General features: G+C 56.3%; 23 protein-coding genes, 2 pseudogenes and 1 riboswitch. Of the genes and pseudogenes, 12 read left to right on the top strand and 13 right to left on the bottom strand.

Annotated elements, in window-relative coordinates; genetic code table 11:
* Nucleotides 1-80: 80 nt before the first annotated feature.
* The 3 genes from lspA to nadA form a co-directional block, all read right to left on the bottom strand.
* Nucleotides 81-611 carry a signal peptidase II gene (lspA, locus tag W02_RS16460; protein ID WP_232068571.1) on the bottom strand — a complete coding sequence of 177 codons (531 nt, stop codon included), beginning with the start codon at nt 609-611 and terminating at the stop codon, nt 81-83.
* On the bottom strand, nt 608-3,421 hold the full coding sequence (gene ileS, locus W02_RS16455; RefSeq protein WP_173051523.1) for an isoleucine--tRNA ligase: 2,814 nt from the start codon (nt 3,419-3,421) through the stop codon (nt 608-610). The genes lspA and ileS overlap by 4 nt, the downstream gene beginning before the upstream one ends.
* Nucleotides 3,422-3,611: 190 nt before the next feature.
* Nucleotides 3,612-4,715: a quinolinate synthase NadA gene (gene nadA / locus W02_RS16450; protein ID WP_173049631.1), complete on the bottom strand. Its 1,104-nt coding sequence runs from the start codon at nt 4,713-4,715 to the stop codon at nt 3,612-3,614.
* Nucleotides 4,716-4,879: 164 nt separating this feature from the next.
* A riboswitch (TPP riboswitch) is annotated at nt 4,880-4,989 on the top strand.
* An 84-nt stretch (nt 4,990-5,073) separates the two neighbouring features.
* Here nadA and thiC point away from each other — a divergent pair.
* The 11 genes and pseudogenes from thiC to W02_RS22215 all read left to right on the top strand — a co-directional run bounded on the left by thiC (nt 5,074) and on the right by W02_RS22215 (nt 14,188).
* Nucleotides 5,074-6,984 carry a phosphomethylpyrimidine synthase ThiC gene (gene thiC, locus W02_RS16445; protein ID WP_173049629.1) on the top strand — a complete coding sequence of 637 codons (1,911 nt, stop codon included), beginning with the start codon at nt 5,074-5,076 and terminating at the stop codon, nt 6,982-6,984.
* An 80-nt stretch (nt 6,985-7,064) separates the two neighbouring features.
* Nucleotides 7,065-7,865, top strand: a complete 801-nt coding sequence (locus tag W02_RS16440) for a sulfide-dependent adenosine diphosphate thiazole synthase (RefSeq protein ID WP_173049627.1) — start codon at nt 7,065-7,067, stop codon at nt 7,863-7,865.
* 119 nt (nt 7,866-7,984) lie between these two features.
* The gene (locus W02_RS16435) at nt 7,985-8,500 is read left to right on the top strand and encodes a tetratricopeptide repeat protein (protein ID WP_173049625.1); all 516 of its coding nucleotides are present in this window, start codon (nt 7,985-7,987) and stop codon (nt 8,498-8,500) included.
* Nucleotides 8,501-8,515: 15 nt separating this feature from the next.
* Nucleotides 8,516-8,905: a two-component system response regulator gene (locus W02_RS16430; protein WP_173049623.1), complete on the top strand. Its 390-nt coding sequence runs from the start codon at nt 8,516-8,518 to the stop codon at nt 8,903-8,905.
* Complete coding sequence (locus tag W02_RS16425; RefSeq protein ID WP_173049621.1) at nt 8,902-9,993, top strand: aminomethyltransferase family protein; 1,092 nt, start codon at nt 8,902-8,904, stop codon at nt 9,991-9,993. Before W02_RS16430 ends, W02_RS16425 begins: the two co-directional genes overlap by 4 nt.
* Before the next feature lie 228 nt (nt 9,994-10,221).
* Entirely contained in the window at nt 10,222-10,764 is a 543-nt protein-coding gene (locus tag W02_RS16420; RefSeq protein ID WP_173049619.1) for a YdeI/OmpD-associated family protein, read from the top strand.
* Between the two features lie 110 nt (nt 10,765-10,874).
* Complete coding sequence (locus tag W02_RS16415; RefSeq protein WP_173049617.1) at nt 10,875-11,045, top strand: hypothetical protein; 171 nt, start codon at nt 10,875-10,877, stop codon at nt 11,043-11,045.
* 125 nt (nt 11,046-11,170) lie between these two features.
* Nucleotides 11,171-11,611, top strand: a complete 441-nt coding sequence (locus tag W02_RS16410; protein WP_173049615.1) for a pyrimidine dimer DNA glycosylase/endonuclease V — start codon at nt 11,171-11,173, stop codon at nt 11,609-11,611.
* 88 nt (nt 11,612-11,699) lie between these two features.
* Nucleotides 11,700-12,620, top strand: a complete 921-nt coding sequence (locus W02_RS16405) for an NAD-dependent epimerase/dehydratase family protein (RefSeq protein ID WP_197742044.1) — start codon at nt 11,700-11,702, stop codon at nt 12,618-12,620.
* Between the two features lie 351 nt (nt 12,621-12,971).
* Nucleotides 12,972-13,472 (top strand): annotated as a pseudogene (locus tag W02_RS22220) (restriction endonuclease subunit R); the annotation flags it as partial.
* Nucleotides 13,472-14,188: pseudogene (locus tag W02_RS22215) on the top strand (M48 family metallopeptidase). The pseudogenes W02_RS22220 and W02_RS22215, both read left to right, overlap by 1 nt.
* 90 nt (nt 14,189-14,278) lie before the next feature.
* Here W02_RS22215 and W02_RS16390 read toward each other — a convergent pair.
* The 3 genes from W02_RS16390 to W02_RS16380 all read right to left on the bottom strand — a co-directional run bounded on the left by W02_RS16390 (nt 14,279) and on the right by W02_RS16380 (nt 16,614).
* Nucleotides 14,279-14,761, bottom strand: a complete 483-nt coding sequence (locus tag W02_RS16390; RefSeq protein WP_173049611.1) for a hypothetical protein — start codon at nt 14,759-14,761, stop codon at nt 14,279-14,281.
* Between the two features lie 21 nt (nt 14,762-14,782).
* The gene (locus tag W02_RS16385; RefSeq protein ID WP_173049609.1) at nt 14,783-14,995 is read right to left on the bottom strand and encodes a hypothetical protein; all 213 of its coding nucleotides are present in this window, start codon (nt 14,993-14,995) and stop codon (nt 14,783-14,785) included.
* 131 nt (nt 14,996-15,126) lie between these two features.
* A complete protein-coding gene (locus W02_RS16380; RefSeq protein WP_232068737.1) occupies nt 15,127-16,614 on the bottom strand; it encodes an alkaline phosphatase in 1,488 nt (495 codons plus the stop codon).
* 118 nt (nt 16,615-16,732) lie between these two features.
* On the opposite strand from W02_RS16380, the gene W02_RS16375 reads away from it, so the two are divergent.
* Nucleotides 16,733-16,981 (top strand): hypothetical protein, encoded by a 249-nt coding sequence (locus W02_RS16375; RefSeq protein ID WP_173049605.1) that lies wholly within the window; start codon nt 16,733-16,735, stop codon nt 16,979-16,981.
* Between the two features lie 18 nt (nt 16,982-16,999).
* Here W02_RS16375 and W02_RS16370 read toward each other — a convergent pair whose 3' ends face one another.
* The 7 genes from W02_RS16370 to W02_RS16340 all read right to left on the bottom strand — a co-directional run bounded on the left by W02_RS16370 (nt 17,000) and on the right by W02_RS16340 (nt 23,015).
* Complete coding sequence (locus tag W02_RS16370; RefSeq protein WP_173049603.1) at nt 17,000-17,407, bottom strand: hypothetical protein; 408 nt, start codon at nt 17,405-17,407, stop codon at nt 17,000-17,002.
* A 95-nt stretch (nt 17,408-17,502) separates the two neighbouring features.
* A complete protein-coding gene (locus tag W02_RS16365) occupies nt 17,503-17,895 on the bottom strand; it encodes a nuclear transport factor 2 family protein (RefSeq protein WP_173049600.1) in 393 nt (130 codons plus the stop codon).
* A 112-nt stretch (nt 17,896-18,007) separates the two neighbouring features.
* Nucleotides 18,008-18,310 carry a hypothetical protein gene (locus tag W02_RS16360; protein WP_173049598.1) on the bottom strand — a complete coding sequence of 101 codons (303 nt, stop codon included), beginning with the start codon at nt 18,308-18,310 and terminating at the stop codon, nt 18,008-18,010.
* 292 nt (nt 18,311-18,602) lie between these two features.
* Nucleotides 18,603-19,463 (bottom strand): DMT family transporter, encoded by an 861-nt coding sequence (locus W02_RS16355; protein WP_232068569.1) that lies wholly within the window; start codon nt 19,461-19,463, stop codon nt 18,603-18,605.
* 336 nt (nt 19,464-19,799) lie between these two features.
* Nucleotides 19,800-20,090: a hypothetical protein gene (locus W02_RS16350; RefSeq protein WP_173049594.1), complete on the bottom strand. Its 291-nt coding sequence runs from the start codon at nt 20,088-20,090 to the stop codon at nt 19,800-19,802.
* 87 nt (nt 20,091-20,177) lie between these two features.
* Nucleotides 20,178-20,468 carry a hypothetical protein gene (locus tag W02_RS16345; protein WP_173049592.1) on the bottom strand — a complete coding sequence of 97 codons (291 nt, stop codon included), beginning with the start codon at nt 20,466-20,468 and terminating at the stop codon, nt 20,178-20,180.
* A 378-nt stretch (nt 20,469-20,846) separates the two neighbouring features.
* The gene (locus W02_RS16340) at nt 20,847-23,015 is read right to left on the bottom strand and encodes an amylo-alpha-1,6-glucosidase (protein ID WP_173049590.1); all 2,169 of its coding nucleotides are present in this window, start codon (nt 23,013-23,015) and stop codon (nt 20,847-20,849) included.
* Nucleotides 23,016-23,018: the final 3 nt, after the last annotated feature.

The following is a 23,018-nucleotide window of genomic DNA, read 5'->3' as shown; positions in this document are numbered from 1 at the left end:
GCCATTGGTCATGTTTTCTGCCGAGCAACAGAGGCAGTGCAAGGGAAACGGGCTTTGTCATCGCTCTGGCGGATTAACAGTTAGAGGGACGAAGGCGGGTGCATTTCCGTGGCCGGAACCGACGTTTCTTTCCGCTCGAACGCGAAATGGATGATGAGGCACACCACACCGATACTGATCGCCGAATCCGCTACGTTAAATGCGGGCCAGTGATAGGGCTCGACATATACGTCAAGAAAGTCGATGACCTCGCCGAACCGCACGCGATCAATCAGGTTTCCGATCGCACCCCCCAGAATGCCCGCGATACTGAGCTGTCCAATCCAATCTCTTTCCGGCAAGCGGATGAGAATCGTTCCTAACAGCCCAAGCGCAAAGAGCGACGTCACACCGAAAAAGACCATGCGAAACGCGTTGCTGCTTCCCGCAAGCAGTCCGAAGGCTGCGCCGGGATTGCGGATATAGGTCAGACTGAAGAGGTTCGGAATGATCGGAATGGTCTCATGCAATCGCATCGTTTGCATGACCCAAAACTTCGTCATCTGATCGATGACGACGATGACGAGTCCGAGCAGTCCCAGACAGGCATAGCGAAGCGCTGTTCGATTCACGCGACCGCCTCCACGCAACGGTCGCACAGCGTCGGGTGAGCCGAATCTGCGCCGACGGCTTCACGGTAGTTCCAACAGCGTTCGCACTTCGCATATTCGGATTTCGCGGCGGATACGGACAGCGCACTCCCGTCGTCATCGGCCCGGACGAGCTTGACCTGAGAGACGATCAACAGCGTCGCCAGGTCATGCTGACAGGACAGGAGAAAGGCATAGTCGTCTGCATTGGCCCGTAATTCCACTGCCGCTTCGAGCGAAGAGCCGATGACTTTTTCCCGCCGACTGACTTCAAGTACTCCCTGCACAACCTCGCGAATCGAGAGAATCCGTTCCCAGCGTTTGGCCAGCACGGCATCATTCCATTCGGGTCTGGCTTCGGGAAACTCGGTCAGGAGCACGCTCGACGGCATTGCCGCGCCGGCTTGTGAAGACAGAGATTTCCAGATTTCCTCGGCTGTGAAGCTCAACACCGGCGCCATCAGTTTTGTCATGGCACTGATGATCTCAAACAGCACGGTCTGGGATGCTCGGCGTAGGGCGCTGTCGGCCCGAAAGGTGTAGAGACGGTCCTTCAAAATGTCCAGATAGACGGCGCTCAGGTCGACCGAGCAGAAATTATTCAACGCATGATAAATGGCGTGAAATTCGAATTGATCATACGCGCTGCGGATCCGTCCCTTGAGATCTTCCAGCCGCATGAGTGCCCAGCGGTCCAACTCTGGCAAACGTTCAAATGGAACCCGATGTACGGCAATGTTGAAATCATACAGGTTGCTTAGGAGAAACCTACAGGTATTGCGGATCTTCCGATAGGCTTCCACCAACTGCATCAGGATCGCAGGCGAAATTCTCACATCGTTTTGATAATCTTGTGCGGAGACCCAGAGACGCAGAATTTCGGCGCCGTACTGCCTGATGATTTCATGGGGGGCGACGCCATTCCAGGCCGACTTCGACATCTTCTTGCCCTGGTCATCGACGACAAATCCGTGCGTCACCACGGCTTTGTAAGGAGCGCGGCTATCGGTAACCACACCAGTTAACAACGAACTATGGAACCAGCCGCGATGCTGATCCGATCCCTCGAGATACAAGTCCGCCGGCCACCACTTCCTCGGCTTGAGCACCGCGGCATAACTGACTCCGGACTCGAACCACACGTCGAGAATGTCGTGCTCCTTTTCGAACTCAGTTCCCCCACAGTTTCCGCACGTAGTTCCTATCGGCAATAACTCCGACGCAGACCGCTTGAACCAGACGTCAGACCCTTCGGACTCAATCAACGCAGCAATGTGCTCAATGAGAACTGGTTCGGCCATCACCCTGCGGCAACCTATGCAGGTGAAACCCGGGATCGGCACTCCCCAGACCCGCTGGCGTGACAAGCACCAATCAGGACGGTTGGCAATCATGCCATCGATGCGATCCTTACCCCAAGGCGGAACCCATTGCACGCGATCGATCTCAGCTAGCGCCTGTCGACGTAGCTCATTTTTCTCCATTGACAAAAACCACTGTTCAGTCGCACGGAAAATGACCGGGCTTTTACATCGCCAACAGTGGGGATAGGAATGGTCGAGCGTCGAGGATCCGAGAAGTGTTCCGTTCGACTTCAAGCGTTCGACGATCGCCGGGTTGGCTTTGAATACATGCTGCCCTGCGAACTCACTGACGCTCTCGGTGAAGCGACCGGCATCATCGACCGGAGCCAGGATTTCGAGCCGCTCGCCTGGAGAAGCCTTGGCATTGTGCTCCAACACCAGGACGTAGTCCTCCATCCCGTGGCCTGGCGCGATGTGCACACAGCCGGTCCCTTGCTCCAGCGTGACGAAATCGCCCAAGAGCACCGGGGAAAGACCGGTACTGATCGGACGCTGGGTTTCGAGCCCTTCAAATCCTTCCCGCCCCTTCTTCGAGCCGACCACGCGGATTTGCTCCAGACGGCATGCTTTGACGACGCCATCGACTAGTTTCTCGGCAATCACCAGCACTTCATCGCCGGTCTGAACAAAGGCGTAGTCGATATCCGGATGCAGACAGACGGCCTGGTTGGCCGGCAATGTCCAGGGAGTCGTGGTCCAGATGACGATCGACGCCTTCTTTACGTTGGGAGGCAGATCAATGTTCAGCTGCGACGCAGTTTTCAAGATCTCGGGCGGACTCACCAGGGGAAACTTGACGTAGATCGACGGGGAGGTGTGGTTATCGTACTCGACCTCAGCTTCAGCTAGGGCTGTCTGGTCCTGCGTACACCAGAGCACCGGCTTCAGCCCTTTATACACCCCTCCCCGCTCGACAAATTTCCCGAACTCACGGACGATCGTGGCTTCATAGCCGTGGTGCATCGTCAGATAGGGATTCGTCCAGTCCCCAAGCACCCCCAAACGTTGGAACTCTTCACGCTGAATCGCGAAATACTTTTCCGCATATTGCCGGCACAAACTCCTAATCGCCGTGGCATCCAAGGTCTTCTTTTTCTCGCCCAGATCTTTGAGGACCTGGTGTTCGATGGGAAGTCCGTGGCAATCCCACCCCGGCACATAAGGGGCGTGAAACCCCGCCATCGTTTTCGATTTGACAATGATGTCCTTCAGGATTTTGTTGAGCGCATGTCCAATGTGAATATGCCCGTTCGCGTAGGGAGGCCCGTCATGAAGCATGAATCGTGGTTTGCCTTTACCGGCCTCCTGAATCTGGTCATAGACACGCTCACGCTCCCACCAAGCCAGCAGTTCGGGCTCCCGCTGCGGCAGGTTCGCCTTCATGGGGAAATCCGTTTTGGGTAGATTCAGTGTGGCTTTGTAATCCATGGCCATTGGTGATGGTCCGATATTCTCAAATGGATAGGGTGTTAACCATATTTAACACGTTAAACAATCGAAGGAATATACCGGAAGGAAGGGTGAAGGCACCAGATGAATCTGAAGGGAACGTCGCAGATCGACTAAGCTCAAGCGTGATGGGGGCCGGCGGACGCTGATCGATCGGCGTGCTTGGACATCAACTGACGGCCATCATGCGGTCCAGCGCCGCTTTTGCCCATCGCTTGTCGTCGTCAGGGACGACAATATGATTGACTACGTGACCTTCCGCCAGATTCTCCATGGCCCAGCAGAGATGCGCCCCATCGATCCGAAACATCGTGGCGCACTGGCAGACGGTCGAAGAGAGGAAAAATACCTTCTTGTCCGTCATTTCGCGCTTCAGGCGATTCACGAGGTTGAGTTCGGTTCCCACGGCCCAGACCGTGCCGGGGGGAGCGGCAGTGACCGTCCGAATAATGAACTCCGTAGACCCTGACATGTCCGCTTTGTTCACCACATCTTCATGACATTCCGGATGGACGATGACCTTTCCCTGGGGGTACTGCTTTCGGAAATTGTCGACATGAACGGGTTGGAACATCTGATGAACACTGCAGTGTCCCTTCCACAGAATCAATTTCGCTCGCTTGATGGCCTCTCGGCTATTCCCACCGTTCGGTTGAAACGGATCCCACACGAGCATCTCCTCCCTCGGGAGACCCATTTTGTTCGCCGTGTTGCGACCCAGGTGTTCATCGGGGAAAAACAGGATCTTTTCACGCCTGGCCCACGACCATTCAATGACTGCTCTGGCATTGGACGATGTACAGGTAATCCCTCCGTGTTCCCCGCAGAAGGCCTTGAGTACCGCCGCGGAATTCACGTAGACCGCCGGCATGACTGTTTCTTCAACCGGAAGAATTCTTGCCAAGGTTTCCCAACATTGATCCACCTGCTCGATCGCTGCCATGTCCGCCATCGAACAACCGGCGGCCAGATCGGGCAGAATCACTGTTTGATTGCTCCGGCTCAAGATATCCGCGGTCTCGGCCATGAAGTGGACTCCGCAGAATACAACATATGGACGCTCGGAGCGCTCCGCCGCAAGCTTCGAGAGCAAGAGTGAATCACCTCTGAAATCAGCATGTTCGATGACTTCGTCGCGCTGGTAATTATGACCGAGAATCATCACCTGATTTCCCAGCGCATGCTTTGCCTCAGCCGTTCGCTTGAACAACTGTTCGGGAGAAAGGGCTTGATACTCGCTAATGGGTTTGAGAACTGATGTGACGGCGCTCACAATACCTCGACTCCTCGGTTGGATTCTAATTTTACGATACGTCCAGCCGACAATCAACGAATCCACCGGCGGGTAGAAGTCCCAGCCGGGCAGGTCCACTCGGCATCAGCTTGGATAGGCCTAATAACCCGTTGACTTCGAAGGAGACGGAGCATACGATTTCGGTTAATAGCTGGGGGAGCCTAGCGGCTGAGAATCCGATCGATCATCGGTCGGATGACCCTTGGAACCTGACCTGGGTAATACCAGCGTAGGGAAGCGGATCAGCCGTCGGCCTCGATTTACCCCCCATTTGTCCTCTGCAGATTAGAAGCGAGCGGGTACTTGCGCGTCCATTGTTCCGAGAAAGGATCTGCCCATGAGTGATCACACACAACAAAATGGTTCAACGCGTAACGGAAATTCTCCCGGACAGAGCACGCTAACCACCGAACCGTTTCCGGCATCGAAAAAGGTGCACGTCGTTGGGACGCGAGCCGGTGTGCGAGTCCCCATGCGTGAAATCAGCTTGAGTCCGACCCGCCCCATGAACGGCGGAACACCCCTTCCGAACGAGCCGATCACCGTATACGACACGTCAGGCCCCTACACCGATCCCTCGGCGACCATCGACATCAGGGCTGGGCTCGCCCCCACCAGGCACGAATGGATTCTTTCACGCGGCGATGTCGAGCAGCTCTCAGACGTGACCTCGCAGTACGGCCAGTTACGCGCGGCCGACCCGAAACTCGCAGACGTCCGTTTTCAGCACATTCGCAAACCGCTTCGCGCAAAACCAGGATTGAATGTCACTCAAATTCACTATGCGCGCAAAGGCATCGTGACTCCGGAAATGGAATTTATCGCCATCCGGGAAAACCAATCACGCGAGATAGCCCGCGAGCTTGCATCGAGAAACGGGCACGGCGGCGGGACGGTTCAACATCCCGGCCAGGCCTGGGGCGCCGGCATGCCGAAGGCGATGACGCCGGAGTTCGTCCGCGACGAAGTGGCGCGCGGCCGGGCGATCATTCCCGCCAATATCAATCATCCTGAAACCGAACCGATGATCATCGGCCGGAATTTTCTCGTGAAGATCAATTCGAACATCGGGAATTCGGCAGTCGCCTCATCCATCGAAGAAGAAGTCGAAAAGATGATCTGGTCCATCCGATGGGGCGCCGATACGGTCATGGATCTCTCGACGGGGAAGAACATTCACGAAACGCGGGAATGGATCATTCGCAACTCTCCGGTTCCCATCGGCACCGTACCTATTTATCAGGCTCTCGAAAAGGTGGGAGGGAAAGCGGAAGACCTGACCTGGGAGATCTATCGTGACACGTTGATCGAACAGGCAGAACAGGGAGTGGATTACTTCACCATCCATGCCGGTGTCCGCCTGGGCTATGTGCCGATGACGGCACGGCGAATGACCGGAATCGTCTCCCGAGGCGGATCCATCCATGCCAAGTGGTGCCTCGCGCATCATCAAGAAAACTTCGCCTATACACACTTCGAAGACATCTGTGAAATCATGAAAGCCTACGATGTGTCGTTCAGCCTCGGAGACGGATTGCGGCCCGGCTCGATCGCGGACGCCAACGATGAGGCGCAGTTCGCGGAACTCGAAACCCTGGGCGAATTGACCAAAATCGCCTGGACACATGACGTGCAGGTCATGATCGAGGGACCCGGCCATGTTCCCATGCACATGATCCAGGTCAACATGGAGAAACAGTTGAAAGAGTGCCAGGAGGCGCCGTTTTATACCCTCGGGCCTCTCACCACGGATATTGCACCGGGATACGATCACATCACATCAGGCATTGGCGCAGCGATGATCGGATGGTACGGCTGCGCCATGCTGTGCTACGTCACTCCGAAGGAACACCTGGGATTGCCCGACCGGGAAGACGTCAAGACTGGTGTCGTCACCTACAAAATCGCCGCGCACGCCGCCGACCTGGCCAAGGGTCATCCCGGCGCGCAGATCCGTGACAACGCCCTCTCGAAGGCTCGATTCGAGTTCCGATGGGAGGATCAGTTCCACCTGTCACTCGACCCGGACACGGCCAAACAATTTCACGATGAGACCCTTCCCGACAACGCGGCGAAGGTCTCGCACTTCTGCAGTATGTGCGGACCGCATTTCTGTTCCATGAAAATCACCCAGGACGTGCGTGAATATGCGGCCGCCAAGCGCGTTCGTGAAGACCAGGCGATCCAGATTGGCATGAAGGAAAAAGCGGAAGAATTCAAGAAAACCGGAGCGGAAATCTATCGGTAGCCGCTGCGGCGGTCGTCGAACCGGGGAGCGCGCGCCAAACGACCTCTCTACAGTGATTCAGCGTGGGCAAGGAGCAGACAATGGGCAAACCTAAACCGGCGCCACTGCGGGAACGGGATATCACCCGACAGATCGCACGGGAATACTACAAAGAGTTCGACCAATTGATCGAAAGCGACGTCATCGTCGTCGGCGCCGGACCGTCAGGTTTGATCTGCGCGCATGATCTCGCGGAAATGGGATTCCGGACCGTCATCGTCGAACAGAGCTTGGCTCTCGGCGGGGGGTTCTGGCACGGCGGCTATCTGATGAATAAGGCCACTATTTGCGCGCCGGCCCATAAGATCCTTGAGAACTTGGACGTCCCCTGTAAAAAGATCAAAGATTGCGATGGCATGTATATCGTAGATCCTCCACATGCCACCGGAGCGCTGATCGCGGCGGCCTATCGGGGAGGCGCGCGCGTCCTGAACCTCACGAGAGTGGTGGACCTCATACTTCGTCGCGACGGCGCGCTCGAAGGCGTCGTGGTCAATAATACCACGGCGGAAATGGCCGGCCACGACGTGATTCACGTCGATCCTATTGCGCTGGAAAGCAAGATCGTCGTCGATGCGACCGGTCACGATGCCGCTGTCGTGAATCTCCTTCATAAGCGAAGTCTCTACACCGAGGTACCGGGAAACGGCGCCATGTGGGTCTCCCGCTCTGAAGAAGACGTCATGGACCATACCGGCGAAGTCTATCCTGGATGTTTTGTCATCGGATTGGCCGTCGCCGCCGTACACGGAACGCCTCGCATGGGTCCCGCATTCGGATCCATGCTGTTGTCCGGACGCTATGGCGCGGAACTGATCAAGAAGAAACTGAAGCAGGAGTAAGAGAATGTTCTCGACTTCCTTCCCTGCGGCTCTTCATACCCGTTATTCAGCAAGGCCGCATGGAGAGAGCGCCCCGAGGCGGAGAGCGAACGACTGAGGACGAGTTTCAAGAGCCACACATGGATGTACAGGATTTTCTGATACAAGGCGAGGGGCGCGATGAGGACAAGCGGGAAGCCTGGCAGTTATTCCAACGGGCATACGAGCGGCAAATGAAAGGGGAGTTGGAGGAAGCGGTTTCACTCTACAAACAATCGTTGAATTTGCATCCTACCGCCGAAGCCCACACCTTTCTCGGCTGGACATACAGCTTTATGGGACGCCTCAATGACGCTATCGATGAGTGTCATCGCGCTATCGAGCGTGACCCAGAGTTCGGCAACCCCTATAACGACATTGGCGCTTATTTGATCGAAAAAGGCGAATTCGACGATGCCATTCCCTGGTTTCAAAAGGCGATGCTGGCCAAACGATACGAAAGTCCCGCCTTTCCTCATTTGAACCTTGGAAGAGTCTACGAGAAAAAGGGGGATTGGACGGAGGCCATCGCCTCGTACAAGCAGGCACTGGCGCTCAATCCGGACTACGTCCTGGCCAAGAAATCTCTGGGTCGGCTGATCAGTTCATTGAACTAAGCAGGGAGAATACGCGTGTCGGATCCCACCTCCGGGAAAACCATTCTGGTCGCCGTGACGGATATTTTTTTCTACACGAAGGTGCGCGATGCTTTGCTTCCGAGGGGTTATCGTCTCGAGCGGGCCAGGACTCAATCGGATGTCGCCGGCCAGGCGTCGGCGTCGAATCCGGCAGCGATCATTTTGAACATGAACGACCAGGTGCTCAACGCGTTTGAAGCTCTGGAGACGCTCAAGTCCAATCCTCGCCTGCAGGCCATCCCCATCCTTGCATTCGCGAATCACGAGGAGGTGGATACCTGGAGCCGCGCAAGAGCAATGGGCGTCACAAAAATCGTCTCTCGCAATGAATTTTCTGCCAGGACGAAGGATCTGCTGGAAGAAGTCACAGGAGCCGCTGCATGAGAGCGTCACGCCTCCACGATCATCATGCTCGATCCGGAGCGACCTTTGAGGAAGTCGCGGGCTGGACGGTCCCTTTGCACTATGGTGACCCTACGGGCGAACACCATGCCGTCCGCCAATCTGTGGGACTGGCCGATCTTTCTCACCGGGGCAAGTCTCGCGTCACCGGCGAGGACCGCATCAAATGGCTTCAGAGCATCATCAGTAATGATATCCTGCCGCTCCAACACGGCCAAGGACGATATTCGAGCTTCCTGACGCATAAGGGCAAGATGATTTCGTACTTCCGGTGCTATATGGAGACAGATGTCGTCATACTGGAAGATGTGGGCGAAATCGGCGATGCCACCTATGCCGCTCTCAGAAAATTTCTCTTATACGGCACGAAGGCCAAAATTGAAAATTGTTCCGAGACTTGGGGGCTTCTGCTCGTGGGCGGCCCGCACGCCGCAAGCGTCATACAGACGGCATTTGGAGCCGGAGTCGGCGATCTGATGCCGGTCGATTTCACCTCGGCAACGATCGCGGGACAATCGGCAATGATCATTGCTTCGGAAGAAACTGGCGAACGCGATTTTGAAATCCTGATTCCCTCCGATGGTCTCGTTGCGGCGTGGGAACGTCTCATGGAAGCGGGATCGACGTTTGGCATCATCCCAGTCGGCAGACAAGCCCTGGAGGCCCTGCGGATCGAAGCCGGGATTCCTAGAACCGGAGCAGACCTCAACGAAGATATCGTGCCTCCGGAGGCCAATCTGGAGAGCAAAGCTTTCAGCCTCAACAAGGGGTGCTATCCTGGGCAGGAAGTCGTGGCCCGAATGGATACCTACGGCAATGTGAGAAGAAAGCTGGTGGGCTTGGTACTGAAGGACGCCACTGTTCCCCCGAAGGGTTCAAAGCTCTTTAGCGGAGACCGGGAAATAGGCTGGATCAGCAGCGCCGTATACTCGCCTCAGATGAACTCCGTCATTGCGTTGGGCTTCCCCTTGCGGGACTTCAGTAATGCCGGCAGTGCGGTGTCGGTCGAAATCGACGGAACGCGCCACGACGCCGCAGTCTACACCTTGCCCTTCTACCAGAAGACATAGCCGTTCAGCTGCACTGAACCATTTCCTTTTCAGCGCATAGCTACTATCCATCGCCCGGATATCCTGCGGGATTCGCAGTCTATCCGGGGATGGCCAAGCGGAGTGGTATCTTGATAAGTGACGGATTTCTTTTTAGACTTGCCGGCCGCTGGACTGCGTGGGTTTCCGTGCTACGTTGCCCAGATCGCCTGCAGCAGACTTATTAGTTAGGCGCTGTTGGTAGGAACTATGGGCCAAGTCACAAAAATGTCACGCTTCAAAGCAAAACTGCTTCGCCCAGGCAAGTCAGCCGAGGAGAATTCCTGGGCTTTTCTGGTTTTGCCAAAGTTCGCAAGCGAAAAGCTCCCACGGCGCGGTAGAACGAGCATAGAAGGAACGATCAACGGTCATCCCTTTCGAGACACGCTAGAGCCGGATGGTCAACTGAGCCACTGGTTAAAAGTCAGTAAAGCGCTGCGTGAAGCTTCTGGCGTAAAGATAGGCGACACGGTAATGCTAGAGATTGCTTCTGTGGCGAAGGAGCCTGAGCCCAAGCTGCCGTCAGACTTCCAGGAAGCACTTGTCGCCTCCCCGGAAGCCAAGGCGGTATGGGATTCCACCACCACCATTGCCCGCGTACACTGGGTTGAGTCCGCGAAGCGGGCAAAGACTCGCAAAAACCGGGGAGAGAATGCGTGTGCCATGCTGGCTTCCGGGAAAAAGCAGGTTTGCTGTTTCGATCAATCCGGGTTCTACAGCAAAAGCCTCAGCGCTCCCGAAGCCGAAGAGTAGGAATGTCCGTCATATCGCGACCCGCGCCTAACAATTCATTCAAGCCGACGCCGCTTCGCGGCGTGGCTTAATTCAGGTGTTAGGCGGCTGGGAGTGTTCGAAGTGAATCAATGATCACGACCGAAATCCCGCAGTTTCTTCAAGAGCTTGAAGAGCATTTCAACGCCGCGATGATCTCCAATGACGTTGAACGTATCGCCGAATGCATCACGGACGATTGGCTGTTGGTCACCCCAGAGGCGGGGCCTGTTCCACGCGGACTTCTGAGCCGACGACCATGATCTTCCTCACTTCTGGCGCTGGCACAGAACATAAATCGGTGTAAGGTTGGTACCGAACAATTCCAGGCGACGCCCTGCTATACGGCACGGGCAACCTGCGGGACACATTTAGACACCACGACACGATGCGTCTCTGGTCCCTGCATCCAAAGTACCTGGATCCACAAGGTTTGGTAGCGCTGTGGCGTGAGGCCTTATTGGCGCAAGCCGTCCTTCGCGGCGAGACCAAGGGGTACAGGCATCACCCCCAACTTGAGCGTTTTACTTCTCATGATTCACCGCGCCGGGCAATCAATGCATACCTAGATGCCATCTATGTCGAAGCACTGTCGCGAGGCTACAACTTTGACCGGAGCAAGGTTGGCCCGATTCAGGTAGTTGGGTACATTCCAGTGTCTCACGGACAGATTCGCTATGAGTGGCAGCACCTTCTCAAAAAACTCTCGACGCGCAACCCGCCTCTTCTTTCAAAGTGGTGCGGCATCACTGATCCTGCGCACCATCCATTGTTTCGCCTTCGCCCCGGATCGGTAGCGTCATGGGAGCGGGCGTCACGCGGCACCTGACAGCACCTTGATTCTAGGAACCTTCCGTTCTTTGCCCGGAGACCGTGATTGAACATTGCGTAAGCCAGCTTCAGAAGGAACGATCCGTATGCAGACCATTCTGGGGGCCAACGGTGTCATCGGCCGCGAGCTTTCGCGGAGCCTCTCGGCCTCGACTGACCGGATTCGACAGGTGAGTCGCAGGCCCCGCCGGGTCAATGCCGGCGACGAGACCTTCCCCGCGGATCTCCTGGATCCCACGGCGACCGCTCAAGCCATCGCTGGCAGTGATGTCGCCTATCTAGTGGCGGGGTTGCAATACGACACCGCCGTCTGGCATGAGCAGTGGCCGCGGATCATGCGGAACGTAATCGACGGTTGCAAGCGGCATGGCAGCCGCCTCGTCTTTTTCGACAACGTCTACGCGTACGGCAGAGTCGACGGGCCGATGACGGAAGAGACCCCGTTCAACCCGTGCAGCCGCAAAGGTGAAGTCAGGGCCCGGATCGCGATGATGCTGCTGGACGAGATCCGTTCAGGCAACCTGCAGGCGATGATCGTACGGGCGGCCGATTTCTACGGACCCGGGGCGGTGCAGAGCTTCCCGCATGCCACCGTATTCGAACGCCTGAAGGCCGGCAAAACGCCGCAATGGGTCGGCAACGCGAAGACGGTCCACACCTTCACCTACACGCCCGATGCTGGTCATGCAGTCTCGGTACTGGGACAGTCTGCGGAGGCGTGCGGGCAGACGTGGCACGTGCCGACCACAACAGAGCCATTGACCGGCGAGGACTTCGTGCGCCTCGCCTGCGATCTCGCAGGACGCCCGTACAAGATGCAGCGTGCGCCGCGCTGGATGTTACGGTTGATGGGACTGTTCGTACCGGTGTTGAGGGAGAATGATGAGATGATGTATCAGTTCGAGTACGACTATCGGTTCGACAGCGGGAAGATCCAGGCGGTCTATGGACTCGGGCCAACGCCCTACCGGTCGGGAATCGCTGCCTGCCTTGCCGCCGGCACATGATCGCTCCCTATTCTGCGCGTGAAGGGGACACGGAGCCGCCCAAATCAAACCTTCCAAACCATGAGAACACAATACTACACCGCCGCAAGCCTCGATGGCTTCATCGCGCCAACGCTTTCTTCCGGGCCGGAGAGATCGAAGCCTGGGGCCGCGGCATCCAGCGCATCTTTCAGGCCTGCCGCGAGGCCGGGGCCGCAACTGCAACTCGACGGCCACGAGTTGCTGCTTCAATTCGGCTTTGCGTCCGAGTACCTCAACGCCATCGACTCGGCGGTAGAAACGCCGGTGAAAATCCTTCAGTTGCTCGCGGCCCGACCGGAGATTACCCTGGCGGAAGTGGCAGAGACCTTCGCCGAAGGGATCATCAACAACGTCCGCAAGACCATCCTCCGCGACCGGCTTACCGATCCCCGTTTCTACGACCAGATGTCAAAGCTGCTCGACGATCTGATCCAGCAGAGCCGGGCCGACACGGCGGCCTACGAGGAGTTTTTGCGTAAGGCCGAAGTACTGGTGAAGCGGCTCGCGAAGAAGCAGCCCGAAGCGGGTGTGCCTTCAGCCCTGCATGGCAAACGAGAGGCAGTTGTGATCTATAACAACCTGCCGCGGATTCTCGCGGTGGAGCAGGACCGGGATTCAGTGATAGCTGAGTCTCACCCTGCCTACGGAAACGAGCGCGTTGAGTTGGCCTTAGAGATTGACCGTACTATTCGAGAGAGAGCGCCTGCGGGCTGGAAGGGCGACCAGGCGCGCGAAGCCCAGGTGCTGAACGCACTGTTCCCATTGCTCAATCGTGACCGCAAGGCCACCCTCGCGCTCTTTGAGCTGGTCAAGAACCAGCCAGGGTACTGATGACTGAGACTATTCAACTGGGTGAGATCGCCGTCGCTGTGACGTGCAAGGAAATCAAGCATGTCCACCTGTCGGTACATCCACCGGACGGGCGCGTCACGCTGGTCGTGCCGAAGGGTACACGACCGGAAGCGGTTCGTGCCTATGCGATTTCCAGACTCGGCTGGATACGTGAGAAACAGTCGCAGATGCGCGGACAGGCCAGGAAACGCCCCGCCAGTTCATTGAGCGTGAAAGCCACTCCCTCTGGGGAAGGCGTTATTTGCTCTCTGTCAGGGAGAAAGACACGAGACCCTCGGTCGCACTCAGTCACCGCCGGATCATGCTCACCGTGCGTCCCAACAGTAGCAGGTCGAAGCGCGAGGCGATCATGCACGAGTGGCACACATCACTCCTGCACGATGCAGTACCCGGATTGATCCGCAAATGGGAGCACAAACTGGGCGTCGAGGTAGCCGGGTACTTTCTCCAGCGCATGAAGACCAAGTGGGGCGGTTGTAACTACCGGGCACGGAACATCCGCCTAAATACTGAGCTCGTGAAAAAGCCGAAGGATCTGCTCGAGTATGTGGTGGCCCACGAGATGCTGCATCTGATAGCGCCCACCCACAGCGAGCAGTTTCTCACGCTGCTGGCAAAATACTACCCGTCATGGGCGTGAGGTCAGGGCAGAGTTAAACGAGCTGCCGCTGGCTGCGGAGGTATGGGAAGAATAGGACACCTGGATTTTTCAATCTCCGGCTTCACCACCCGGACACCCGCGAGCCGAAAGAAAAGGCTTGAGAGTCTCTTCTACAGAATCATGCTCAGCGTTCTGGATTGCGCGCTATCGAAACGGCCTTCGCAAATGCCAGCAAGCTCTTGCGTTCGTCGTCATCCAGCGCCAGCAGAAGATGCGCTTCTTCGCCGTGCATCAGCCGCAAACTGAGGAACGGCTCCTCGCGGCGCTTTTCCTTGTTGTCCCACATCGCGTCGATTACCTGCACCTTGTCCAGCTGGCCGACCGAGACCACGTCATAGCGGAAATAGGAATCGCCGATGACGATATCGAATGCGACGTTCCCCGCAGTGAGCAGGACGAGATTGAATCGCCCTTGATCCTCATAGCCTTCCGGAAGAAAGCGATTCACATGGCACAATGCGACTTTCCGGTCTCCGAGTGCCGCTTGGATCTTCGTTTTGAGCGAGGGATAGTCGATCTGTAAGGCCTTTTCATCTGGACTGGTCGCGGCAACCGCCGCTGCCTGAACCTTCTCGAACACATCTTCCGCCGACATCAATCCGGCCATAATCACGTCTCCTTTTTCGTGTTACCGTGCGTGCTGCTTCGCCTTGAATGCGCGCGCCACACCAATGAATCCGAGGGCCGCCCACGAGAATTCCAACAAGATGAACCCTGCCCGTTGATCAATAACCGCGACGATACCCAGGAGCAGAGATCCGATAATATTGAGCGCCAGATAGCCGGCGTGCAATTCCTTCCAGACTCCGCCCTGATTCAATCCATATGCGGTCAAAACCATTAGAGCACCGGCAACGGATATCAGCTGAACTATCATCCTTCGGCCGTCACTCCATGATACGAATTCAGATGACGCGGTACCGTACCCGCCTGGCAGGTGAGAATGCAAGGGCCGATCGAGGAGTGAGAAATTCAACGAGCCTTGACCGTGTGCGCAAAGCGCTCGCGGCCTTGGGCGTCCAGCATGCGGACTTCGAATACATCCGGCGTGACGCGGGCAAGCCCGAAATTGTCATACCCCGACTCGTTGATCAAATTCTTCGGATGGAGCGCCGGACCTGGGGCAGTGAGCCGACCGGGATTCGCCGAAAGCGGCCCAGCGACGAATTCATAGAAATCCGACACGCCGTCCTCGTCGGGGTCATATTCGTTTGCCTGTACCCAATGGACATCTCCGGTCAGAAACACGACATTCTTCATGTGATCATCAAGAATGGTCCCGACGATTACCTGCCGTTCGCGCTCAAAACCCGTCCCATCGGGTCCTCCCGCCCAGCCATCGTATCCGGGGATCGCGGTTCCACCGCCCTTCGGGACCGAAAGCGGCACGCCACTGACAATCACCTTCCACGTCGCGTCAGAGGCCTTCAGCCCTTCCAGAAGCCAGGTCAACTGTCTGAAACCCAGCATGGTCTTGGCTGGACCATCCGGTTCACTATTCAGACTCCGATACTGCCTGACATCGAGAAGAAACACCTCCAGAACCTTTCCATACCGGATCGAGCGATAAAACCGGTTCGCGTCCTCTGGGACCGTCGCCATCGGCCAGTATTCCCGAAAGGCCTGACGGCCGGCCGGCATAAGCGGCTCGGACGCCCCGGAGAAATTATTTCTCACCTCGTGATCATCCCACATGACATATACGGGCACCGTCTCCAAAAGCCGGCGCAGTGCAAGAGCTCCGCGCTGATAGCGATGCCGCACACGATATTGCTCCAGAGTTGTCGCGATGAAGTCGGCACCGGGGTCGTTCGGAGGAGACGGGCAGAGATTGTCCGCATAAATCGTATCGCCGAGAAAGAGAAAAAACTCGGGACGAGCGGAACGGATGACGTCGAATATAGGATAGCCGGCTTCTCCTTGCCTGCAACGCCCCTGTCCCCCCAGATCGCCGCTCCAGGCAAATGTCAGCGAGGCAGACTGTACAGAATCCGGCCATGTCGTGAACTCGCCACGCGCGGCGACAATTCCGAGACCGTCCTTCTTGGACGGATTCGGATCTTTAACGGTGATGTGATAGCGATACCGCGTATCCGGCTGTAATCCTTGAAGCGGCACCGAAAGAGTAAAATCGGTTGCGCGACCCGTCACGCTTACCTTCGAACGTGATACGGGGGCTTGAACGGAGGCTACCGAGGCAGCCTTGTCCCATATGTCAGCAGGTGCCCATTCGACTTGTACAGCCTTAGGCCAATCCGTACGGAGCCACAGAACCGCCGAACGACTGCTCACATCTCCGACAGCAACCCCGTATGGGAACAGAACCTCCCCCGCGACCGCTTCGTCACCGAAGGGACTGCCCGGAGGAAGACCTTCTCTTGATGGCGAAGTGCATCCAAAGGAGAGAAAAAACACTGACGATACAATCGCCAGAATCAATGTATTGGGGCGAGTTCGCATCAACATGACGAGGGGGGCAATCGTATCACTCTGGTCAGCGGCAGACCAGAGGAACTCTCCCAATACGGAACGGTTGAAAAACAGACCGACGGTCCTGCATACTGAGGCTGGAGGGACCATGAACGACCTTCGCTGCATGATTCACGGGTGCCAGGGGAAAGTCTATGCCCCGGCGGGAACCCAGAATGTCTGTAAAGAACATTTTCTGAGTTTCCTCACCTGGCGCCGGAGAAAAGGCCCTCAGATGTTTCTTCTCTATGCCGGCATGTCGATGGAACAACGAGACACCATTGCCGCCGAATGGCAGCAAACAGTCCGAACCGTGGATACTCCGTCCTCCTCTGCTCCCCGGGCCACTTCTGTTTGACCCTCATCCTCAAACACGTTATTCCGAGCAGTCACAGCCTTCGAGTTGACGCGTCGCAATATAGGTCAGATTGTTCTGGTACCGCACAAATCCCTTTTGGCGGCTGAACAACCGCAACAGGCAGTTGGACGACTTGCGCTGCACAAACAGGCCGTAATCGACTCCGGAGGATGCAGGCACCAAAAAGGGTCTGGGCCCGACACGGCCGCTCGCCAGCGCTGTAACCGTAGCGCCGGCCAACCGGCCGGCTTCATCTTGGGGTTCACCTTCTTCTGTGAGGATGGATTCCAGTTGGGAGACGAATGTCCGACGGCATTGCTCGTCGGACAATGTCGTAACCTGCGCAACTGATATGCATCCCACCCCGGTGAGGAGGACCGCAGAGAACATCACCGTCTTGATCGTCCGTCGTACGGCTCTGCCCATGTCACACATCAATTGCAACTGCGATCCGTACGAGCGGACGGCGTATGTGTGAACGCCCGCAGTGCCGCCGCGGCTATGTCACCCAGTCGATTCGTTCACCCCATCACGGCGGATCCATGATGATGAATCATCAGCCATTCATCCCCGATCCGCTCGTACAGGTTCGTGGCGATGACTCTGATTTGTTGCGGTTCGTCCGACTGCTGGCTGGTGATATTCTCGACGCAGATCACCCATGCCACATCCCCCGCCACCTGGATCGTGACCTCACTGAGCTCGAACTTCATCGAGAACGTGTTATTGAAAATCAGCACCCATGAATCCCGCACATTGGGCCAATCGGAACGTAGGGTCCAGCCCGGATGCACACAGGTGACATACTCAAGGTGTGCCCAGACCTCATCCATTTTGGCAATATCGAGAGACTCAAATGCTTCGTAAAACCGCTGGTTCGCTAGGGTCACTTCCTCGATACGCTGCTCAATCACTCGTGCCTCCCGTGTGTGAGTCCGCTATCATACTGTAAAGAGCAGACTGGGGGCGAGCGTCGACATTGCCCCGCATCCTTGGGAGAGGCGGGCAGGAAAACATAGTTTGGGGCTATTGAGAAAGTCCTGGGTAGGACATTGACGTACGAGGGGGCTCGTTCGCACTCGGTCCATGGCAATCGCTTCCCGTCCCATCCAATCTCAACCCGCAACGTTCCAGGAGCGCGCTCAATCCCATCAGAGCCATGGCGGTAATCGTCACCGTTTGACGGGGAGAAAGTTCAGCGGTCATCCATATGCCTCGTTCACGCCGCTCGACAATAAATGCCGGCCTCCCGGCAGTGGTCGAATCCCGAAGTGTCACCAGGAATTCTTCTCCCTCGATGTCTTCTACCAAAATACCTTTGACCTTCATTCTTGCTCCTTCGTGATCGGTTATTCTCCGCACTCGCTGCCATATCGGGCACGTTCAGCATTTTCAATGTGAACCGCATGCGAAACTCGCAAGGTCTGTTCCCCTCAATAAGCGGAGATAAATTCGCAGTATACGAAGACTGTGTAAATTCGGATGTCTGTGACTGAAGGGTTCAGTGTACAAACGTTCAGTCGTGTGGAGGGACACTATGTCCGGCAAGTGCCGGCCATAAATCTTGAGTTTGAGAATGTGTGATCGCAGAAACGGAGGAGCCGCCGAAACTCGGTTCGATCTATTCTGACCGAGCGGTTTGCTTGCCGACCAGCCACACACCCATAAGAATCAGGGAGATGCCGACCAGCTCGATCATCCCCACTGGTTCGTGAAGGATCAAGGCGGAAAGAAGAACGGCCGCGACGGGAGTCAAGTTACCGAATACGGAGGCCCGGGAGGGTCCGATTCCCTTTACACCGAACAACCAGGCTTGCTGTGCAACGGCCGTCGCAAACACGATCAAATATCCCAGAGCCAGCCAATCCGAAGGGGAAACAGAGGATAAGCCGGCTTGCAGCATCTTTCTGTCGGTCCAAAGCAATGGTACCTGTAACGCTGTTGCCACCAACAACGTGGTCCAATTCACTGTCAAAGCGGACATGCGTTCCATGATCGTCCGGCTTCCGATTGTAAATAAGGCCCAGCTCACCACTCCGAGGAATACCATCGACCCGCCGAACAATGGCTGTTCGCCGGCCGCCTGATATCCCGCGACAGACACCACCCCTACCCCGAGAAATGACAATACGCTACCACCCCACACCAGGCGCAGCGGGACGTCCCGGATCAACAAAGCAGAAAGCAGCGCGGTGACAACCGGCGATGAACCGATAATTACACCGGCAACCGCGCCACTGACGTATTTGAGGCCGATGAGGATCAGTAGATGATTGCCAAGGACGCCAAGTCCCAGGGAAAAAAGCGTGCGAAGGTCTCGCCCGCTCAGCCGCCCCAGTGTTTCCTGCTGCCACCACCAGGTTGCCAGGAGAATGACCAGACCGCCGATATCCCGTAAGACGGAGGCTTCGACAGCGGAAAAGCCGCTGAGCGTCAGCTTTTGCGCCACGATCGACCCTCCCCACAGAACCGCTGCCGTCACGACGGCTCCGTAGGCAAGACTCTGAGACCGATATGGCATGGGGAAGGAATTACAGTCGTTTGCGGCCAGCGTCAAGGATAATCCACGCTTGGCTCCGCCCGCTACGTTTGTCGCGAGAGCGCAGTTACGGCACGCTGGAAAGAGGAAGGGAATCCCGATGGGGGCTCGTGTTCGGACAGACGTGACGCGCTCTAAAACTAGAAGGTGCTAGAGGACTAGCTTTTTTTATCGGTTCCGGGAGACGCCATCTCATCCACTCGGGGGAAAGACTGTATCAATTGCTGGGCGTCCCCCACAACATACTCGTCCCACTCCGCCGTACCGCATTCAGACTGGTTAGGAAGAAGGAGTAAATACCGACACAAAACCGGACCATCGACGTTTTGCCCGTGCCGGTTCATTATTCAGGTCGGCATACCGGTGGTGCACGATGACCGGATCGGTAATGTTCCCACAATTCAAACAACGCCAGCCGTTGAAATCCATTTCGCCGCTTACATTGATGACGTCAAGAAAAATGTCTCTGACCATGCAACCCTGACACCGTTGGCACCGCATCGGATTTCCATCCTGAGGTTCAACCGTAGTCTTGGATTGTTCAGTATTGTCTCGATTATCACGTCCCATTACTGCCTCCTATTCTTGAGTGATCCGCCCTGATACTTCAAACGACGGAGCATCCGTGCGGCAAACGTTTGGGTTTGACGATGCTGGTTATACCGATGGTCCTCCGGCATAACCGCCGACTACCTCTGTGGCCTCAGGAACGATGTGGTCGGGAATGAACGCTCGGTACCCTCGGCACTGGGTACAACGGGCGGACAGTCGACCGCCGGGTTGCCCTTTGACCATTCGAAAAACCAGCGAATACCGTCTGCTGCCGCAATGAACGCAAATTTGCCCTTCAAGCTCACTCTCGATCGGCAGTTTCCGAACGCCCGCACTTGTATCGAGATTTGCTCGCTCTTTCATCAGCGTTAGCCGGTTGGTATTCATTTCTTGCATTTTTACGACTCCTCCTCTTGATGAACGCGCCCACGATGTGGATCTCGAACTGATCTCAAAACATTCGCGAACTTGCCTGATAATTTTGCAAAAGATAGACCTTCAAAATTCCCTAGATTCGATACGGCTACATTCTGAATTTCATTTTATTTATGTGCAGTTAGATGAGTGTAGGCATCTGCCTATCATGTGCAGGAAATACTTCTGACGGGGAACTATTGGGCAAACACGCGTAGCCTCCACTCTATAAGCTATTGATTAATTATAAAAAATATCTGATTAGAAACATTTTGTCCGCGACGGACAGAATGTCTAAATTGCGGACAGCTTGGAAACGAGGTGCTGAGTAAGGGGGATCTCTCGGATGCCGAGTGTAATCTACTTCGTCACGACGATGCCTACGCGGCCATCTCGATGGAGTACATTGATGCCGACGTCATTCGCATGCAATTCAAGCGACAGATCGACGGACGCATTCCCGACACGAAGATTCTTTATTTCGACGTGTTCGAGAAATGAAGGGAGAGTGGGCTTGGAGAACGATACTCGGGCACGGGGAGCTTCGATACGCAGACCGAGACAGGCCTGCAGAAGCAGGAACACGGCAACGGAAGACCAGGTTTGCGGGCTGCACGCGACGGGATAGAGCGTCGGCCCTTCGCCCGGTCTCCTGGTAAAGCCGCATATCAGTTCCGGTAGACGTTTGAGTTCAAGGAACAAACTGGCATCGTAGAGGCCGCTCAGCATTCTTACTGCGCCCTGCTTATATCCATAGGAAGCCATCCCGGCTGCCACGATAGCCGTGTCATGAGGCCAAACCGATCCGTTGTGATACGACATAGGATTGTATCTCGCCTCGGATGTCGCGACCGTCCGCACTCCCCACCCGGTAAAAAAGGCCTCTCCCGCTAACGTCTTGGCCGTTCGCATGCCATGTTTCGGATCCGCAATCCCCGTCCAGAGACAGTGCCCGGCATTGGAAGTCTTGACCCGGCACGGCTGCTTGGATCCGTCGAGCGCCAACGCATAAGTAGATAAATCCTGGCACCAGAAGCTCTTCTCGAACTTCGCGCGTAATCTCTCAGCGTCTCTTAGGAGACCCCTCGCTTTCTCAGCATGACCCAGTACGAGCGCGAGCCTGGCGGCGCGGCGTTTTGCGGCATACACGTATCCCTGGACTTCGCAGAGAGCGATGGAACCTTCAGCAGCCCGTCCATCGGCATGAAAGACCGCATCATACGAATCCTTCCAGCCCTGCTGGACGAGGCCGTCGCTGGACTGTCGGAAATATTCCACAAAGCCGTCGCCGTCCCGGTCTCCTGACTCGTCGATCCATTTGAGCGCCAATTCGATATGGGGCCAGAGATGTTCGATGAACGGCAAGTCACCCGTGCGCTCGTAGTAGGCTCCAGCGAGCATGATAAACAGTGGAGTCGAGTCAATGCTCCCGTAATAACGCCCGAAGGGAATTTCATTGAGCGCAGCCATTTCCCCTTTGCGGGTTTCATGCAGGATCTTCCCGATTTCGGCGTCGCGTTCAGGCGACACTTCTCGTGCCTGAGTGGCGGCAAGATAGGCCAGGACGCCCCGTGCAATCGCGGGATTGACCCACAAAAGTTCGAAGGCGGTGATGAGACCATCCCGTCCAAACGGCGTACTGAACCAGGGCACCCCGGCATAGGGATACGGTCCTTCCGGGGTATCAGAGACCATCATGTGCAGGTCAGCCAAGGAACTGTTCAGCCAGGCATTGAACTGTTCATTCGAAGTGACAATGAGACATTCATCTGCCTCGGCGGATTTGATCGACCGATCCACTTCTGTCAGAGCGCCGTCGTAGGATAATTCCCCGAACGAAGAGCCCCCGGTTTCGCAGATCATCGTGAGATCCCATTGCACGGCATCGCCAGCCGGCAGAAGCGTCTCACAGATGAGCTCTCCCTCCTGGATAGTCGTCGGGGCAGGGCTGCATCGGAAATGCAGCCGACGCCGCACCCCATCCAATCCCCGGTACCCCAGGATGACACCCTCTTTGGTCAGAACAGGATCGTACCGTTCCCCGCGGCGCTCGCGCTTTCGCCCTCGCACTTCAAAAAGGTCGGCAAAGTCCGCATCGATTCGAAACGAAAGGCGCACGGGCATAGGCCGGAGGCTATAGTTGTGGATGCGAAGACGTTCAAAGCAACGGCCCTGCCACAACAACCGCACGCGGGCCAAGTGGAGTGAACCTCTCGGCATGACCATTTGACCCTTATGCATCATGTCGGGGTTCGTGAGATCCACGCTGAGCTGAACGTTGTCTTCTTTGATGTTCGAGCTCAACAACAGCGGACGTACACCGTTCAGCGTGAGCTCAAGTCTCGAGACAAATCTCGTCCCTTCATGATAGAGGCCTTCGGCCGCCTGCTTGACGGAGCGGACATCACCGTCCCGATCGAAAACTCCGAACGTGTCGCCCTGTTTCAGAACCTTGATATGGGAGTCCGCCAGAGAAGATGAAGCCAGAATTTCGAAAGGTTCTTCACGAGGATCATCAAGGTGTTCCACGGT

Origin of the sequence: Nitrospira sp. KM1, assembly GCF_011405515.1 — a bacterium.
Lineage (GTDB): Bacteria > Nitrospirota > Nitrospiria > Nitrospirales > Nitrospiraceae > Nitrospira_C.
This window is presented reverse-complemented; position numbering and strand designations above follow the sequence as displayed.